The 16,432-nt window shown below is 62.8% G+C and carries 15 protein-coding genes and 1 tRNA gene; 9 read left to right on the top strand and 7 right to left on the bottom strand.

The genetic code is table 11. The features are described from left to right. Window positions 1–273: 273 nt before the first annotated feature. On the top strand, window positions 274–681 hold the full coding sequence (locus GJB56_RS23665; RefSeq protein ID WP_230091060.1) for a DUF1877 family protein: 408 nt from the start codon (window positions 274–276) through the stop codon (window positions 679–681). A gap of 81 nt (window positions 682–762) precedes the next feature. Here the strand turns inward: GJB56_RS23665 and GJB56_RS23660 are convergent. The 3 genes from GJB56_RS23660 to GJB56_RS23650 all read right to left on the bottom strand — a co-directional run bounded on the left by GJB56_RS23660 (window position 763) and on the right by GJB56_RS23650 (window position 2,695). After that, window positions 763–852 (bottom strand) — tRNA-Ser (locus GJB56_RS23660). A 50-nt stretch (window positions 853–902) separates the two neighbouring features. Then, window positions 903–1,328 carry a MarR family winged helix-turn-helix transcriptional regulator gene (locus GJB56_RS23655; RefSeq protein WP_020968140.1) on the bottom strand — a complete coding sequence of 142 codons (426 nt, stop codon included), beginning with the start codon at window positions 1,326–1,328 and terminating at the stop codon, window positions 903–905. Between the two features lie 128 nt (window positions 1,329–1,456). Next, a complete protein-coding gene (locus GJB56_RS23650; RefSeq protein WP_019746446.1) occupies window positions 1,457–2,695 on the bottom strand; it encodes a lactate 2-monooxygenase in 1,239 nt (412 codons plus the stop codon). Between GJB56_RS23650 and GJB56_RS23645 the strand changes: the two genes are divergently transcribed. Beyond that, on the top strand, window positions 2,694–3,683 hold the full coding sequence (locus GJB56_RS23645) for an NAD(P)H-quinone oxidoreductase (protein WP_007731765.1): 990 nt from the start codon (window positions 2,694–2,696) through the stop codon (window positions 3,681–3,683). The two genes, GJB56_RS23650 and GJB56_RS23645, sit on opposite strands and share 2 nt — an antisense overlap. A gap of 15 nt (window positions 3,684–3,698) precedes the next feature. On the opposite strand, the gene GJB56_RS23640 is transcribed toward GJB56_RS23645, so the two are convergent. Continuing rightward, window positions 3,699–4,901 (bottom strand): cysteine desulfurase-like protein, encoded by a 1,203-nt coding sequence (locus tag GJB56_RS23640; RefSeq protein ID WP_007731767.1) that lies wholly within the window; start codon window positions 4,899–4,901, stop codon window positions 3,699–3,701. A 132-nt stretch (window positions 4,902–5,033) separates the two neighbouring features. Between GJB56_RS23640 and GJB56_RS23635 the strand changes: the two genes are divergently transcribed. The 6 genes from GJB56_RS23635 (at window position 5,034) to GJB56_RS23610 (ending at window position 10,368) form a co-directional block, all read left to right on the top strand. Further along, window positions 5,034–5,603 (top strand): bacterial proteasome activator family protein, encoded by a 570-nt coding sequence (locus GJB56_RS23635; protein ID WP_003943894.1) that lies wholly within the window; start codon window positions 5,034–5,036, stop codon window positions 5,601–5,603. A 64-nt stretch (window positions 5,604–5,667) separates the two neighbouring features. Then, window positions 5,668–6,540 (top strand): galactan export ABC transporter permease subunit Wzm/RfbD, encoded by an 873-nt coding sequence (gene wzm, locus GJB56_RS23630; RefSeq protein WP_019746445.1) that lies wholly within the window; start codon window positions 5,668–5,670, stop codon window positions 6,538–6,540. A 9-nt stretch (window positions 6,541–6,549) separates the two neighbouring features. After that, the gene (gene wzt, locus GJB56_RS23625) at window positions 6,550–7,356 is read left to right on the top strand and encodes a galactan export ABC transporter ATP-binding subunit Wzt/RfbE (protein ID WP_007731776.1); all 807 of its coding nucleotides are present in this window, start codon (window positions 6,550–6,552) and stop codon (window positions 7,354–7,356) included. Continuing rightward, window positions 7,353–8,249 carry a galactofuranosyltransferase GlfT1 gene (gene glfT1, locus GJB56_RS23620; protein WP_113683459.1) on the top strand — a complete coding sequence of 299 codons (897 nt, stop codon included), beginning with the start codon at window positions 7,353–7,355 and terminating at the stop codon, window positions 8,247–8,249. The genes wzt and glfT1 overlap by 4 nt, the downstream gene beginning before the upstream one ends. Window positions 8,250–8,423: 174 nt before the next feature. Next, entirely contained in the window at window positions 8,424–9,494 is a 1,071-nt protein-coding gene (rsgA, locus tag GJB56_RS23615; protein WP_042950330.1) for a ribosome small subunit-dependent GTPase A, read from the top strand. Between the two features lie 46 nt (window positions 9,495–9,540). Further along, the gene (locus tag GJB56_RS23610; RefSeq protein ID WP_084324975.1) at window positions 9,541–10,368 is read left to right on the top strand and encodes a TylF/MycF/NovP-related O-methyltransferase; all 828 of its coding nucleotides are present in this window, start codon (window positions 9,541–9,543) and stop codon (window positions 10,366–10,368) included. A gap of 3 nt (window positions 10,369–10,371) precedes the next feature. Here GJB56_RS23610 and GJB56_RS23605 read toward each other — a convergent pair whose 3' ends face one another. Both GJB56_RS23605 and GJB56_RS23600 read right to left on the bottom strand, forming a co-directional pair. After that, window positions 10,372–12,246, bottom strand: a complete 1,875-nt coding sequence (locus GJB56_RS23605) for a glycosyltransferase (protein WP_054827092.1) — start codon at window positions 12,244–12,246, stop codon at window positions 10,372–10,374. Window positions 12,247–12,331: 85 nt separating this feature from the next. Beyond that, a complete protein-coding gene (locus GJB56_RS23600; protein ID WP_084324974.1) occupies window positions 12,332–13,138 on the bottom strand; it encodes a glycosyltransferase in 807 nt (268 codons plus the stop codon). A 145-nt stretch (window positions 13,139–13,283) separates the two neighbouring features. Here GJB56_RS23600 and GJB56_RS23595 point away from each other — a divergent pair, with 145 nt between their 5' ends. Further along, window positions 13,284–15,494 carry a hypothetical protein gene (locus GJB56_RS23595; protein WP_019746439.1) on the top strand — a complete coding sequence of 737 codons (2,211 nt, stop codon included), beginning with the start codon at window positions 13,284–13,286 and terminating at the stop codon, window positions 15,492–15,494. On the opposite strand, the gene GJB56_RS23590 is transcribed toward GJB56_RS23595, so the two are convergent. Then, window positions 15,449–16,429 carry a Gfo/Idh/MocA family protein gene (locus tag GJB56_RS23590; RefSeq protein WP_113683458.1) on the bottom strand — a complete coding sequence of 327 codons (981 nt, stop codon included), beginning with the start codon at window positions 16,427–16,429 and terminating at the stop codon, window positions 15,449–15,451. The genes GJB56_RS23595 and GJB56_RS23590 overlap by 46 nt on opposite strands. Window positions 16,430–16,432 lie beyond the last annotated feature (3 nt).

The raw sequence follows: 16,432 nt of genomic DNA, 5'->3' as shown, positions 1-16,432 counted from the left end.
CGACGAGGATCACCAGCGATACAACAGAAAGGCCGGTCCGTTTTGTCGGAATCACCGATGAAGTATGTATGACAGCAGGCCCACCATGGGTAACTTCGGTCGGAGGCAGAGCAGGATCGTTACCTAAGGCGATTCGCCTTGTAGTGAGGGCGGGGACGCCGGCAAGGTCGGCCGTTAGCATCACGCCATGGAACTTGGGGTGCATTTCGCGCTGTCAGACAGCGTGGCAGCGGAACTTCTGGACGCGCGCGGCGACGACGACAACTCGGCGCTGTGGTCGAGGACATCGAGGAGACGGGCCGATCCGAGTTCTCGTGCGACACGGACAAGGCGTGGGATCCGATCCTGTGCGCCCTCTCCAGCACGGGGTACGAGCGCGTGTCCGAGAACTGGCCGGCCTACGGCGTGATCTTGGGGGACGAAGACCTCAACACCGACACCGACGACCAACTCTTCACCTACCTGGCACCCGATCGGGTCGCCGAAGTTTCCTCGTACCTGGCGGAAATCACCGAATCCGAGTTCGGCGTGCGCTACGACGCGATGCCGCTCGACGACCGCAACCCGGAGTACGGCTCCGACGAGCGCGGGTACGCCTGGGGCTGGCTTCAGGAAGTGGCGGACTTTTTCCAGCGCGCGGCCCGAGAGCGTCGCCACGTGGTATTCACCGTGCGGTTCTGACGCCCACTACCCAAGCAGTGTGACTCTGAAAACAGTAAAGGCTCTGACCTGGACCGAAGTCCGAGGTCAGAGCCTTTGCTTTGGCGGAAGCGGAGGGATTTGAACCCCCGGTGGGTTTAACGCCACGCTCGCTTTCAAGGCGAGTGCATTCGGCCGCTCTGCCACGCTTCCGTGGGCGATCCTATCGGGTGTTCCCGCGGACCGCGAAAACGGCTCCGACGTCAGCGCTCGCCGATGGCTTTGTCGACCTTCTCGAAGACGTCTGCCAGCACGTCCAGTTCCTGGGGAGTCAGCAGATCGACCAGATTGTTCCGCACTCCGGCCACGTGAGTAGGTGCCGCCTCGGCGAGGCGACGCCTACCCTCTTCCGTGATCCGCGCAAGTACGCCGCGACCATCTTCGACGCAAGTGTCGCGCACGACGATGCCCTGAGATTCCATCCGCCGGATCTGGTGCGTGAGGCGGCTGCGCGAAGACAGCACGCCGTCTGCCAGGTCACTCATCCGCAACGACCCGTCAGCTGACTCCGAGAGCATGACCAGAATGCGGTAATCGGCCAACGACAGGTCGTGTGAATCCTGCAGTTCGCGGTTGAGAACCTCCATGAGGCGCTGATTACCGTCCATGTAGCCGCGCCATGCACGCATCTCGCATGGCGTCAGCCACGGTGTCTCACCGTGCGCCGCCTGCGAGGTCTCCTCGGTTGTCGCTTCAGCTGTCACAGGTTCCAAGTTTAGACCTGTGTCCGCCCGTCACAGTAAGACTCACCCTAAAGTCACGAATTGGACATGAGGATCGAGGAATCGATTTCGGCGACCGATGCCAGCCCCGCCAGCCCCATGGTGAGATCCAGGTCGGCCAGGAGACTGCGCAATGCATGACGCACTCCGTCCGCTCCGGCCAATCCCAACCCGTACACCCACGGCCGTCCGTACAGCACTGCGTCGGCACCCAAAGCCAGAGCCTTGATTACGTCTGCGCCACAACGAATTCCGGAGTCCATCAGGATGTCCACCTCATGCCCCACCGCATCAGCGACAGGACCGAGAGCGTCGAGCGCCGAAATCGACCCGTCGACCTGACGCCCACCATGGTTGCTCACCACAATGCCGTTGGCGCCGGCCGCGACGGCCTCACGTGCGTCGTCGGGATGGACAATTCCCTTCACCGCGATCGGAAGTGTCGTCCACTGGCGAAGTTTCGCGATATCCGCGATCCGCACCGCGTGATTGCCGAACAACGACACCCACGTGAGAACCGCGATCTGCAGGGCTTCTGCACTCTCCTCGGGAGGCGTCGCCAATTTGGCGCGGAACACCGGATCCGACAGATAGTTGGCAATACCCTTCGCCTGCAGGAACGGCAGGTGACCGAGCTCGAGATCCCTTGGACGCCAACCCATACCGGGAGTGTCGGCAGTCAGGACGATAGCCTTCGCGCCCGCCGTCTCCGCCCGACGGACAAACGACTCGGCAAGCTCGTCGTCGGCCGGCCAGTACAGCTGGTACCACCAGTTATCGCCCGAGGCCGCCGCTACGTCTTCGATGGTCGAAGACGCCGCCGTCGAGAGAATCGATCCGATCCCCAACTCGGCAGTGACCGAACCGACCGCAACCTCGGCGTCGTCGTGGACCAAGCCGAGCACTCCCACCGGAGCCGTCAGGATCGGTGCGGCCAACCGCGTCCCCAACACCTCGACGCTCAGATCGCGCGCGTCGGGCGCCGCAGTCCCCCGCAACATCCGCGGCACGATCGCATGCTTGTCGAACGCCCGCAGATTCGACACCGCGGTCCGTTCGGTCGACGCGCTACCGGCGATGTACCCGAAAGCCTCTGGTGAGAGTTGCTCGCGCGCGGCATCTTCCAAGCCCGCCGCAGTCATCGGCAAAGCCGGCTTCGCGCCGCTCAGTCCCGTCAGATAGATCTCGTTCTGCATGTTCCCGAAGTAAGTCACGTCCGCGACGGTAGCGGCAAAACACCCGTCAGCGGGGAGATTCGCTAGCGTCGTATCCATGTACGCCATAACGATCGATCAGCCCGGCGGTCCCGAGGTCATGAAATGGGCGCAGCAGCCCGATCCTGAACTACCTCGCGGGCACGTACTCGTCGAGGTCGCCGCGACCGCCGTCAACCGCGCCGACCTGCTCCAACGTCAAGGCTTCTACCCGCCGCCGCCAGGCGCGAGTGACATTCTCGGCCTCGAATGCTCGGGTGTGATCACCGAACTCGGCGAAGACGTCACCGGTTGGTCCGTCGGCGACGAAGTCTGCGCATTGCTGGCCGGCGGTGGCTATGCCGAGAAGGTTGCGGTCCCGGCAACACAACTTCTCCCGGTTCCCGCTGGCGTCGATCTCCGTGTCGCAGCGTCTCTGCCGGAAGTTGCGTGCACGGTGTGGTCCAACGTCGTGATGCGCGGCGGCTTAAGACGCGGACAGGTCCTCCTCGTCCATGGCGGTGGCGGCGGAATCGGCACCCACGCCATTCAGGTCGGCAAAGCCCTCGGTGCCCGCGTCGCAGTTACCGCGGGTTCGGAGGACAAATTGAACCGCTGCCGCGAATTGGGCGCGGATATTCTCATCAACTATCGCGACAGCGACTTCGTAGCATCACTCGCCGAAGCCACCGACAACCACGGCGCCGACGTGGTTCTGGACAACATGGGAGCGTCGTACCTCGGGCGCAACGTCGACGCACTCGCCATGGACGGCCACGTCGTGATCATCGGAATGCAGGGTGGCCGCAAGGGCGAAGTCGACATCGCCAAGCTGATGGGAAAGCGCGGAAACATCACGTCGACGGGCCTGCGCGGGCGTCCGCTCACCGGCCCCGGCGGTAAAGCGGACATCGTCGCCGACGTCCGTGCGAAGTTGTGGCCGTTGATCGCCGATGGATCGGTTCAACCGATCGTGTCGACCGAACTTCCGATCACCGAGGCGCCATTAGCCCATCAGTTGCTGGATTCGCCGGAAACCGTAGGCAAGGTCATCCTCACCGTGAAGTGAGCCGAGCGGGATCGATCAGCCCAGGGCGCCGAGTTCGGCGACCAGCTGATTGATCTCGTACCGCGTCGTGTACGGCGCAAGGCCGACGGTGACCGCGCCGCCTTCGTCGTTGACACCGAGGGCGTCGAGCAGCCTGGAACCACCATGCGTACCGCTGACCGTTGCGATGCGCTTGTCGGCCAGGTGCGCGGCGACCTTGTCTGCCGCCATCCCCTCGAGTGTGAAGCTGAGCGTCGGCACCCGCGTGGGTGCGCCGCCGATCACCATCACGTTGGGCAGGGCTGCGAGAGAACGCATGAGGTGATCGAACAGACCGTCCTGATAGTCCTGCAGCGAGCTGATCGAGGTTTCGAGGCGCTCACGCCTGGTTCCCGTTGCCGATTCGTCCAAGCCTGCCAGGAAATCGATCGACGACGTGAGACCGGACAGCAGCGCGAACTGATGACCGCCCACCTCGAGTCGCTCGGCGCCACGCGCGTACGGGTTGAGCGACACGGCCGGAATTCGGTCGAGCAGTCCGGGATCGCGGAAGACGAGTGCGCCCACCTGCGGACCGCCCCACGACGGCGCGCTGACGGCAACGATGTCCGCCCCGAGATCAGCCATGTCCACATGCGCATATGGCGCTGCACCGACGGCGTCGACCACCATCAGTCCGCCGAATTCGTGCAGACGATCAGCTGCGGCACGGACGTTCGGAGCCGAACCGACGACCGGTGATGCGGCCGTCAAGGCCACCAAGCGAGTCGTCGAGGTGATGAGATCGTTGAACTGCCAACTCGGGAGCTCACACGTTTCGATTTCGACCTCGGCCCATCGCACCTGAGCGCCGTAGCGACTGGCCACACGAAGCCAGGGCGCGACGTTCGCCTCTTCGTCGAGGCGCGAGAGCACGAGACCGGTTCCGAGGCCCAACCGCGAACTGAGCGACTCGGCGAGCCAAGCCAACAACACCGCTCGGTCTGATCCGAGAACGACTCCCGCAGGATCTCCGCCGACCAGATCGGCGACCGCGGTGCGCGCACTCTCGAGAATGGCAGCACTACGACGGTTCGAGACGTGGCGACCGGAGGAAGAAGATGCAGAGGCACGGAACGCGGTGGAGACCGTCCGCGAGACGGCGTCCGGGATCTGCATTCCGGCCTGCGGATCGAGGTGGATCCAGCCGTCACCGAGTGAGGGAATCAACCCCCGTACGCGGGCAACGTCGTAAGCCATGCTCGACACTCTAGGTGCAGACGCCCGCTTAGTCGAAGGCAGTCACCCAATTACCCGTCAGTACAGTTATTCGATAGCTAACTTTTTGGGGGTTACGCGGCGTTTGTCGCCCACACACGACAAGATGGAAGCATGACGAACCCCGACAAAGAGCAGGTACTCGTTATCGGACCCGACGGTCGACCCGTCGCGATGCCGGCCGCCGAGGCAGAGGCCTCCACCTCCGGCACCACCGAAGGCGCGGAATCCGAAGCCGAGTCCGTCGCCGAGATGGTCGAGCAGCCGGCGAAGGTCATGCGAATCGGCACGATGATCAAACAACTCTTGGAGGAAGTGCGCGCCGCGCCGCTCGACGACGCCAGCCGCAAGCGCCTCAAGGACATCCACACCTCGTCCATCCGAGAACTGGAACAGGGCCTGGCACCCGAACTCCGTGAAGAACTCGAGCGACTGAGCCTCCCGTTCACCGACGACTCCATTCCCTCCGACGCCGAACTGCGAATCGCGCAGGCCCAACTCGTCGGCTGGCTCGAAGGACTGTTCCACGGAATTCAGACCGCACTGTTCGCCCAGCAGATGGCAGCGCGCGCTCAGCTCGAACAAATGCGTCAGGGCGCACTGCCTCCCGGCATGAGCATCGGGGCTCCGCATTCGCCTGCACATCCGGACCAACAGAGCCCAGGAACCGGCCAGTATCTGTAACCCGGACCACCACTAGGTCCGAGGGAAATCCGGCGCCGACGCCAGGCCGGTAGGCTCGACCTCCGTGTCAGCATCCGCAATCGAATCCGAGACGCCGGACGCACCTGCGCCCGTGTCCGACTCCCAGACGTTCCGTCGTGCGTTCAAAGACCTTCGCGACGGTCTGAATCAGCGTGAGTTGTGGCTCAGCCTCGGCTGGCAGGACATCAAACAGCGCTACCGCCGGTCGGTGATCGGACCGTTCTGGATCACGATCGCCACCGGCGTTCAGGCCGCCGCGATGGGTCTTCTGTACTCTGCGCTGCTGAACATTCCGCTCAAGGAGTTCCTGCCGTACGTCACGGTCGGGCTGATCGTGTGGAACCTGATCAGTGCAAGCATCCTCGAAGGCTCCGAGGTCTTCATCGCCAACGAGGGCCTGATCAAGCAGTTGCCGTCGGCGTTGAGTGTGCATGTCTATCGCCTGGTCTGGCGACAGGTGCTGTTCTTCGCGCACAACTTCGCGATCTACATAGTTCTTCTGTTCGCGTTCAGTATCTGGCAGAACATGAGCTGGACGGCGCTCGCGGCAATACCGGCATTCGTGCTGATCGTCGCGAACACGCTGTGGGTCTCGATCGTCTTCGGTATCTTCTCCACCCGGTACCGCGACATCGCCCCCATCCTCGGCAGCCTCACCCTGCTGCTGTTCGTGCTGACGCCGATCATGTGGACGACGCAGGCTCTCAAGGATCAAAGTCCAGAAGCCGCAGGGCGCGTGCGACTCGCCGAGCTCAACCCCCTGTACCACTACCTCGAGATCATCCGAGCACCACTCATCGGGGCCGACCAGCAGGCATACCACTGGTACATCGTCATCGCCTTCACCGTCGTCGGCTGGGCCGTCGCGATTCTGGCACTCCGCAAGTACCGGGCACGCGTGCCCTACTGGGTCTAGAGGAAACACATGAGTCAGCCAGTCAGCATCCACACGCAGAACGCGTGCGTCGACTTCCCGATCTTCGACGCGAAATCCCGCTCGCTCAAGAAGGCCTTCCTCGGCAAGGCCGGAGGATCCATCGGCCGCAACGACTCCGATGTCGTCGTCGTCGAAGCGCTCCGCGACATCACGATGACGCTCAAGGAAGGCGACCGCATCGGGCTCGTCGGCCACAACGGCGCCGGCAAATCCACCCTGCTGCGCCTGCTCTCCGGAATCTACGAACCCACCCGGGGATCCGCCAGCATTCGCGGGCGCGTCGCACCCGTCTTCGACCTCGGTGTCGGCATGGACCCGGAAATCTCCGGGTACGAGAACATCATCATCCGCGGCCTGTTCCTCGGTCAGACCCGCAAGCAGATGCTCGCGAAGATGGACGAGATCGCCGAATTCACCGAACTCGGTGAATACCTCTCCATGCCGTTGCGCACCTACTCCACCGGCATGCGCGTACGCGTTGCCATGGGCGTCGTGACCAGTATCGATCCTGAGATCCTCCTTCTCGACGAGGGCATCGGTGCCGTCGACGCCGAATTCATGAAGAAGGCCCGCATCCGGCTGCAGAAGCTGGTGGAACGCTCCGGCATCCTGGTGTTCGCCAGCCACTCCAACGAATTCCTCGCTCAGCTGTGCAACAGCGCGATGTGGATCGACCACGGCCAGATCCGCATGCAAGGCGACATCGAAGACGTCGTGCGCGCCTACGAAGGTGACGACGCCGCCGAACATGTGCGCCACGTGATCAAGGAAATGGAACGGGAGAACACCCCGTGAGCGCACCCGAGAAAATCATCGGGGTCGTCGTCACTCACAAGCGTCGTGAACTGCTGGCCGAATCCTTGAAGGTTCTCAGCACCCAGTCGCGTCCGCTCGATCACCTGGTTGTCGTCGACAATGCCGACGAAGCCGATGTGAAAGAGCTCGTCGACAACGCTCCACTGCCGACCAGTTACATCGGTTCTCAGCACAACCTCGGCGGTGCCGGAGGATTTGCTCTGGGCATTCTCTACGCACTTTCGCTCGGTGCCGACCGCGTCTGGCTCGCCGACGACGACGGCCGCCCGGAGGGACCCGAAGTCCTGGAAACACTGCTCGACTGTGCAATTCGAAACGACCTGGCCGAGGTCTCCCCCGTCGTCTGCGATATCGACAACCCCGACCGCCTCGCGTTCCCACTGCGCCGCGGCACGTCGTGGCGCCGGTTGCGTTCCGAGCTCGGCGACGAGGATCTCCTGCCAGGCATCGCGTCTCTCTTCAACGGCGCACTGTTCACAGCCGACGCGATCGATGCCGTCGGAGTTCCGGATCTACGCCTGTTCGTCCGCGGCGACGAGGTCGAGGTACACCGTCGCCTCGTCCGCTCCGGCCTGAAGTTCGGCACCTGCCTGCAAACTGCTTACGTCCACCCCAACGGCGCGGACGAGTTCAAGCCGATCCTCGGCGGTCGCATGCACACGCAGTACCCCGACAACGACACGAAGCGCTACTTCACGTACCGCAACCGTGGATACATCCTCTCCCAACCGGGAATGCGGAAACTGCTTCCGCAGGAATGGGTTCGGTTCGGCTGGTACTTCCTGATCACCCGTCGCGATCCGGCAGGACTGCGCGAGTGGATGCGATTGCGCAAGCTCGGCCGGGAAGAGAAGTTCGAACGTCCGAGTTAAGTCGGCCGCCCCGAGTTAATTCAGTTGCACAGTCGCGTCTGCGGCTGAGACGATTCTGATCCGACGCATGGTGCGTCCTGAGATTTTCGAGGAGTGAGTATTGATGACTGTCGTGTTCCGCAGTTTCAGCACCGTCAACATTCACACTTCTTCGTACTCGAGGACACACTCACCATGTCGGAAAACAGCACGCCCCTGACCGAATACGGTTGGAACGCAACACTCTCGAACACATTCACTGCCCTGGCCCCACCGGACTCCGCACCCGGGCGCGTTCTTCGCGTCGACCGAGGGCGGTGTGACGTGGCCGTCGCCGAAGGCACAGTTCGCGCACTCAGCGGCAGCGATCCACTCTGTACGGGTGACTGGGTCGCCGTGGCCGAGTTACGGGACTCACGCGAACCCGAGATGCGCACGGTCACTTCGATACTCCCTCGATCAAGCAGCATCGTTCGATCCTCGGCATCCGGAAAATCGGAAGGCCAGATTCTGGCGGCCAATGTCGACACCGTCGTCATCGCCACAGCTTCGGACGGCGACGTCGATCTCGGGCGCATCGAGCGACTACTCGCACTCGCCTGGGAAAGTGGTGCAACCCCTGTCGTCGCACTCACCAAATCGGATGCAGCTCACTATATCTCCGACACTCTCGCCGAGGTCTCTGCCATTGCGCCCGGCGCAACAGTGCTGGCTGTGAGTGCCGAGACCAACGAAGGAATGGATGTACTCGATGCAGTTCTGGACGGCACCGTGGCGATACTCGGTCCATCCGGCGCCGGTAAGTCGACGCTCGCGAACGCCCTCCTCGCGGACACCACAGGTGCCGATCGACTCGAGACCGGTCGCGTTCGGACCGGCGACGGAAAGGGACGCCACACCACCGTCACGAGAGAACTGATCCCCTTCTCCGGCGGCCGGACGTTGATCGACACACCCGGCCTGCGAGGGGTCGGCATGTGGAACGCGGCGGAGGGGATCGACAAGACGTTCCCCGAGATCGAGGAGCTGATTGCAGGGTGCCGGTTCTCCGATTGCGCACACAACTCCGAGCCGGGATGCGCAGTCCTGAGCGCACTCAGGCGCGGCGATATCGACGAACGGAGACTTGCGAGCTACCGGAAACTACAGCGAGAGAATGCATGGAACGCCGCGCGAAGCGATGCTCGTCTGCAGGCAGAGAGGACGCGGGAGATCAAGGTGATCTCCCGACAACTCAAGAGTCACTACCGCGGTCGGGACCGGTAGCGAACAAAGCCTGGCAGCATGGGAGTGATCCCGACGAGAGGTTGCCATGTTCGAGCAGTTCCGTTCCAGCGCCAGAACCAAGCTTCAGCGTGCGGTATCCGAGGTGGTCGAGGCCGCCGACCGGCGCAACGCAGATCGCACGCAACAGATCCTCGATGCGCTGACGCTCTCACGTGACGAACTGGCCGGGGCCCGCGGTGACATCGCGGGCCTCCGGTCCAGGATCGACGAACTGGAATTTCGTCAGCGACGGGATCTGGCCTACGCCGTCGACCTGCAAGCGACGGCATCGACCGCAGAGTTCATCCTCGAACACCTTCGCGTCGCCGAGACGTTCGCCCACCCACACGACACGCTTCGCCATGCACTGGGCTTGATCGAAATCCCCGGCATGGCACTCGAATTCGGTGTTGCCAGCGGAACCACACTCAGGATCGTCGCGGAGGCTTTCACCGAACGCGAGGGGACCGTCGCAGGTTTCGACGTGTTCTCCGGCCTTCCGGAGACCTGGCGCACCGGGTTCCCGGTCGGCGAGTTCGCACAGGAATCCATCCCCGAAGTGCCTGGAGCGCAACTTGTTCCGGGCCTCTTCGAGGACACCTTGCCCTCGTTCCTGAACGACGAATCCGGCCCCGTTGCGTTCCTGCACCTCGACGCCGACCTTTACTCGTCCACCAAGACCGTGCTCGATCTCCTCGGCGACCGACTGGTCCCCGGGTCGATCGTCGTCTTCGACGAGTTCTTCAACTATCCCGGGTGGCAGCAGCACGAGTACCGGGCGTGGACGGAGTTCGTCACACGCACCGGCATCTCGTTCGAATATCTCGGGTACACCGTCGACAACGAGCAGGTCATCGCCAAGATAGTGCGTTGAGGCTCACTTCTCGTACAGTCGAGCCCAGTTCTCGCGGCTGGTGAGCTGCGGGAACTCGCGAGCGAATGCTTCAGCCACACTTGGTGCTTCGGCGAGGAACCGCTTCATGACGCCGGCGAGGCGGCCGCTCATCTCGGCGGCCTTTTCGCTGTCGAAGCGGCGTTCACGCACGCCTCCCTGCGAAGCATCGGTGACGAAGACGTGATCGAAACGTCCGACGTGCCACCACTGCGCATCTTCGTACGAGATCGCCACCGGGCCCCGCTCCAGATGATTGCGCGCCTGCATCACAGCACGTTTCGCGAGAACCAGGTCTGTCCACAAACCGGGTTTCGGGCTGGGCGCAACGCGACGGATCGGCAGCCTTCCCGGCAGCTCCGACGCCGGGCGAGTTACCGTCTCGGGGAAGCGCTTACGTTCCTGGTTGATCGCGGCAAGCGCCTCCTGCCCACCGTCCGCCAAACCTTCCGGCCCCTCGAGGAATCCCTCGATCGCCCGGAGTTGCGTGTGTGCAAGGCCGTACTGCAACCCGACGATCGAATGCGAAATGTCGCGAGAGAGTTGCTTCGCGAGCGTTTTGGGCGCGAACCCCGGGTCGAGCGAAGCGGTGATGAGTCCGTTGCGCGTACTGAAGTAGTGCGCAAAACCGTCGACGTCCTTCCAGTAGAAGTCCGCATGCCACACAGCAGCCGACGGCAACGTGATGGTGGGAATCCCGGCCCGCCCGGCCCGCAAGCTGTACTCGACGTCGTCCCACTGGAAGAAGACCGGCAGTGGCAAGCCGATCCGCTCGATGGCTTCAGCAGGGATCAGGCAAGACCACCAGCCGTTGTATTCGGCGTCCACGCGACGTTCCGGCAGCTTCTCGAGCACACTCCGGTTGCGAACACCGTGCTCATCGGTCGGTACACCACGCTGAAGCGTGCCCAGATCGACGCGTTCACCTGAAGCCAACAGGTAGTCGGGGTTGAACAGGAAGAGCATCTGGGCACCGATCAACGCCGGCTCCGTCGTCATGTTCGCGAACGCACTCAGTCGAAGAACCGATTCGGGTTCGCACAGAATGTCGTCGTCCATCAAGATCACGTCGGCGTGCGGCCCGGCCGCCGAAGCCTCGTACAGGCCCCGGGTGAATCCGCCGGCACCACCCAGATTCGCCTGCCGCAGATATTGCAACCGCGAACCGAACTTCTTCGACACTTCCTGGAACAGCTCACGGCTCTCTACCGGATCCGTTCCCTGATCGACGACGTACAGAGCGTCGAGCAACGCGAGTACACGCTCGTCGGACGCGAGGGCCTCGACCGTGCGCGCGCAGTCGTCCGCACGATTGAATGTGCAGATCGCCACGGCTACCGGGCGAATCGACTCCGGCGAGACGACGGTCCATTCCACATCGTCGACCACTGCGCCGCCACCCTGCGCTTCGAACTGCAGCCACAGTGCCCCGCCGTCGACGAAAGTATCGAGCGGGGCGGTCATGGACACTCGCTCGTCGCCGGTCACGACGACGTTCGTCACGATACGACGGTGGCCACCGATGTCCGAGGCCTGGATCTGGATGCGGCAAGCGGTATCGGCCACGACATGTGCAGTGACGGTGACCTCGGTGACATTGGTCCAGCGCTGCCAGTAGCTGGCCGGAAAACGACCGAAGAAGGTATTGGTGTGCGCGACCGCGCCCGGCTGAAGCCGCAACTCGAACCGCGATCGCGTCGACATACCGACCTTGGTCACCGCATACAGTTCGTCACTGGCGACGGGCGAAGTTCCGGTGAACAACGTCCGCTGCGCCAGCAGTCGATCCGACGTCGCGCTGCGTTCGATCAACTCGACTCCGGAATCGGACTGGTCATCGGTCGTGTTCACGGTATCCACGCCCCGCAGGGTATCGCGAATCCGCACCTCGGCGCCCCGGGCACCGAGACACACCAGGTCTACCCGCGATTACCCGCGATTACTCCTAGCGATCACTCACTGCAGCGGCCGCCCGCAGCTCGGTCTTTCGCCGACGAAGCGACAACAAACCCTTCGCCATCTGGATCACGTCCTTGGGCGAGATACGGCTCGCATGCGCCAGATGATCGTCGCTGAGTCGGATCGGGACCTCGACCGGGCGTACTCCGGCCAATTCGAGGGCGTAGTCCAGTTCGGTGGTGAAAAGGAAGCCACGCTCGGTCAACGAGGGTGCGATTCGACGCAGCAAGACACCGTCGACGATGAAAGTTCCCTGCGGGTCGCCCGTGCGGGTACCCAGCACCACCCGTCGCAGCGTCGCGAATCCACCCGTCATCACCGAACGCAGCAAGCCACGTTCCACCTCTGATTCCGAATGAGCCTTCGAACCGATGACCACCGGCGGGACGGACCCTCGATCCGCCATCACGCGGTCGGCGCCTTCGATGTCACCGAAACCGAACGGAAGGTCGTCCGCGGTGAGCAACACGCGTCGTCCACGAGAAGCTAGCGTCCCGGCGCGAAGCGCTGCGCCCATCCCTTTGTCGCTGCTCATCGGCAGGAAGGTCACTCCAGGCCAAGACCAGGAAGCTGCCAGAGCAGCACACACGTCGGCAGTGTTGTCCGTCGAACCGTTCTCCACGACGATGATCTCGACCTGACCGGCGCTCTCGGCGGGGCGGTTGGTGAAGTAGTCGGCGAATTGACGCACCGTCGACTCCAGCACCTCGCCTGAGTTGTATGCGGGGATGATCACCGAGAGTTCCGGCGTAGCTGGTTCCCCACGAACGGGTTCCGTTCGCGATGTCGCCACGTCCCGATCTCCTTACTTCCCCGACTGCAGTTCGAACTCGTCGGAATACTACGCTCCGAGAAACAAGGCGCAGCCCAGGCTCCGAGAAAAAGAGCACGACCCAGGCTCCGAACAACAGCCATCGACTCGAAGACGAAAGCACATCGTGAAATCTGACTTACCGCTCGCACAACGCGTGGTGCCGCCAATTCTTCTCGCCGCTCTGGTGTCGATCGTCGCCGCCATCCCACTGATCTCCAATCGGTGGTTCTACTACTGGGACGACAGCGCAGCAGCTTTCACGCCTGGTTGGCACACGATCGGCGAGCGAATCCTGTCCGGGTCATGGCCGACGCTCATTCCCGAATTGTGGGCCGGCGGCAATGTCACAGCCGAAGCCCTTTACGGGACATACAATCCCGTGATCCTTCTGGATTCGGTTGCCATTGCACTCATTCCGAACCTGGGAATCGGAATCACCCTGGTCAAGATGCAATTCATGGCGATTCTCGCGGTAGGCGTTTATCTGGTGGCCCGCCAGTACGGCGCCAATCGGTCGATGGCTTTCATCGCCGGATTTGCCATGCCGTTCGCCGGATACACGCTCTATTTCGACGCCTCCAGTTGGGCGTCCGGGCTGATCGCCTTCGCCTGGATCCCCCACGTCTGGTGGTCTACCCGCGCCAGCGCCCTCGGCCGAGTGAACCCCCTGGTACCGATCGTTTTCGGCTATCTTGCGATGACCACCGGAAACCCGTACGGCGCTGTCGGTGTCGCGGTCGTCTACCTCGCTGTCATAGCGGAATGCATCGCAATCAAACGCGCAGGCAGCATCAAATCACTGATGATCAGCGCGGCAGCGATCATCATGATGTCGCTGATCGTGTATCTACCATTGCTCTTCACCACCGGCGTGTCGGTGCGTACTCAGTCCGGAATCGCGAACGACGGTTCGCTTCGACCCGATCTCGGTGATCTGCTCAACCTCTCCGGCCCGTCGAACCAGCCGTACGTCACCGCTTTCGCTTCGCCTGCCATGACGATTCCACTGGTGTACCTGGCCTGGTTCCTCATACCGCTCGCACCGTGGATTCAGTGGAAGTCACTGAAGAAGTTGGGCCGCCACAGCGTCTCGCTGTTCGTCTTCGGCGGAATCTACGTCGTACTACTTCTCGGACCGTCGAATCTGTGGCTTTTCCGTTGGCCCGCGCGACTGCTCGAGTACGGTCAACTGCCCGCCATCGTGGTCACGGCGGTCGCCCTCTCTGCCGGACTGCATCGTGATCGAATCCGGACAAGATCAATCATCACCGCGGGATTGTTGGCACTTCAGTTCTATCTTGCCTGGTCGAATGTCCCGGAAGACATCGGTATTCACTCGGCATCACTGATAATCACCGTGGTTCTCACCGTCTTCGCGTTGGTCGTGGCCTACCGAAAGCCCCGCTACCTCGCCGGTGCACTCGCTGTCGGCATCGTCGTCGTGCTCAGTGCTCAGACCAATTTCTGGTTCACCGGAAACTACAACGTGACACCGTGGAAGTTCCCCAGGCAGGTGGCATTCCTGGAGTCCAAGTTCGAGGACCGTTACCAGGGAACCACTTTCGCGATCGCCGACCCCGTCAACATCCCGCCGGACAACGAAACCGGGCAGTGGGGTGACCTCCTGTTCGGCAGCGCCTGGCAGCCTGCCGGAGTCAATGCCGTCAACAGCTACGCCGGAATCAGCTACAACGATTTCGTTCAAGCACTGTGCTTGAACTACTACGGCGGCGTCCAGTGTCCGGACGGCGTCGACCGACTGCTCGCTGAATCGCCGGGAACGGGTGTGTCCTGGCTCGACGCGATGCGAGTCGACACGGTCGTCGTTCAGAATTCCGGACCGTACGGCGGAAAACGCGCCCTCGACGCCCTACCCGAGGGCGAGTGGACCGTATCGCCGGATCGGGTGGTCACGGTCGGCCATCGCACCACCGAGCATCAGTGGCCCGACGGTCGCGTATCGGCAACGACGCCTGGTCTCGACGTGCGTGGCGATGCCGCCGCTACGGACACCAGGGAAACCGTCGAATACACCGGATCAGGCACGGTCACATTCGCCCTGCTGGCCTGGCCGGGTTGGAGCGCGACCGTAGATGGTCAGACGGTCGAGACGAAGGCCAGCCCCGGCGGGTTGTTGCAGGTCGATCTACCGCCGAGCGCCGAATCCGGATCTACCCTCACCATCGAATTCAGTCCACCCGGAAGTACTTTCGGTTGGACTGTCGCCGGCGTCGGACTGCTCCTGGCACTGTCTCAAGGAGCGTGGGCCTTCCGACGCCGACGCAGCGGTCAGGACGACAACGCTGCAGCCAACGCAGATTCCGTCACCTCGTGAACCGCGCGGTGAGCGGGCAGAATCGACGCTCGCTCACCGTCTGCGTCACCGGTGCCCTGCACCAATCCGAGGAAATGCGTCAGCTGCGCGGCAAGCGGTTCCTCGCTGTAGCGGATCGTCGGAATTTCGATGACCGTCTGCTGCTGGTAGCCGTCCCGATCGGTAGGCATGTTGTCGTCGATGTGCCGGTAGATCGTGATGTCGCGACGCAAGAGATCGATCTCGATGAGTCGATCGGCCTCGAGCAACGACAGCTGGCGAATCTTGCGCTGACTGATCCGGCTCGCGGAAATCGTTGCAACAGCACCTGATCCGAAGCGCAATACGGCGTCGGCGCAATCTTCCGACCGGTTCTGCACGGACGTCGGGTGGAAGTAGCCGAACTCCCCTTTTGCCAAACTGGGTTCCGAGCCGGCAAATCCGATGGCAAGGTCGATATCGTGAATCAGCAGGTCCGTCGCGACACCCGTCGGAATGCGGGAAACGAACGGCGAGTGGCGGATACCGTTCACCTGCCACACATCGCCGGAGAACTCGCGGGCGGTGCGAACAGCAGGATTGAAGCGTTCGAGCAGTCCACACATCAGTGGAACAACGGACGCGCGCGAACGATCGACCAGGTCGACGCTCTGCTCGTACGTCGCAGCCAACGGCTTCTCCACCAGGACAGGCTTACCCAGATCGAGAACCCGCCCGGCCAACTCGTAGTGCGCCGGCGTAGCCGCGGCGATCACCACGGCGTCGATACCGTCGAGCGAGTCGAAATCGGCGGCCCAACGCGTATCGAACCGCGCAGCAACAGCTTTGCCCTGCTCCTCGCGCGGCTCGATCAGCAGATCCAACTCGCACAGCGGCGACTGCGCGATGACCCGCGCATGCAGCGAGCCCATCTGACCGGATCCGACAAGAGCGATACGTGGCTTGCTAGCAGTCATTTT

Source organism: Rhodococcus sp. AQ5-07 (assembly GCF_009707305.1).
Taxonomy (GTDB): Bacteria; Actinomycetota; Actinomycetes; order Mycobacteriales; family Mycobacteriaceae; genus Rhodococcus_F; species Rhodococcus_F erythropolis.
The sequence above is the reverse complement of the archived record's forward strand: the minus strand, read 5'-3'. Positions and strand labels throughout refer to the sequence as shown.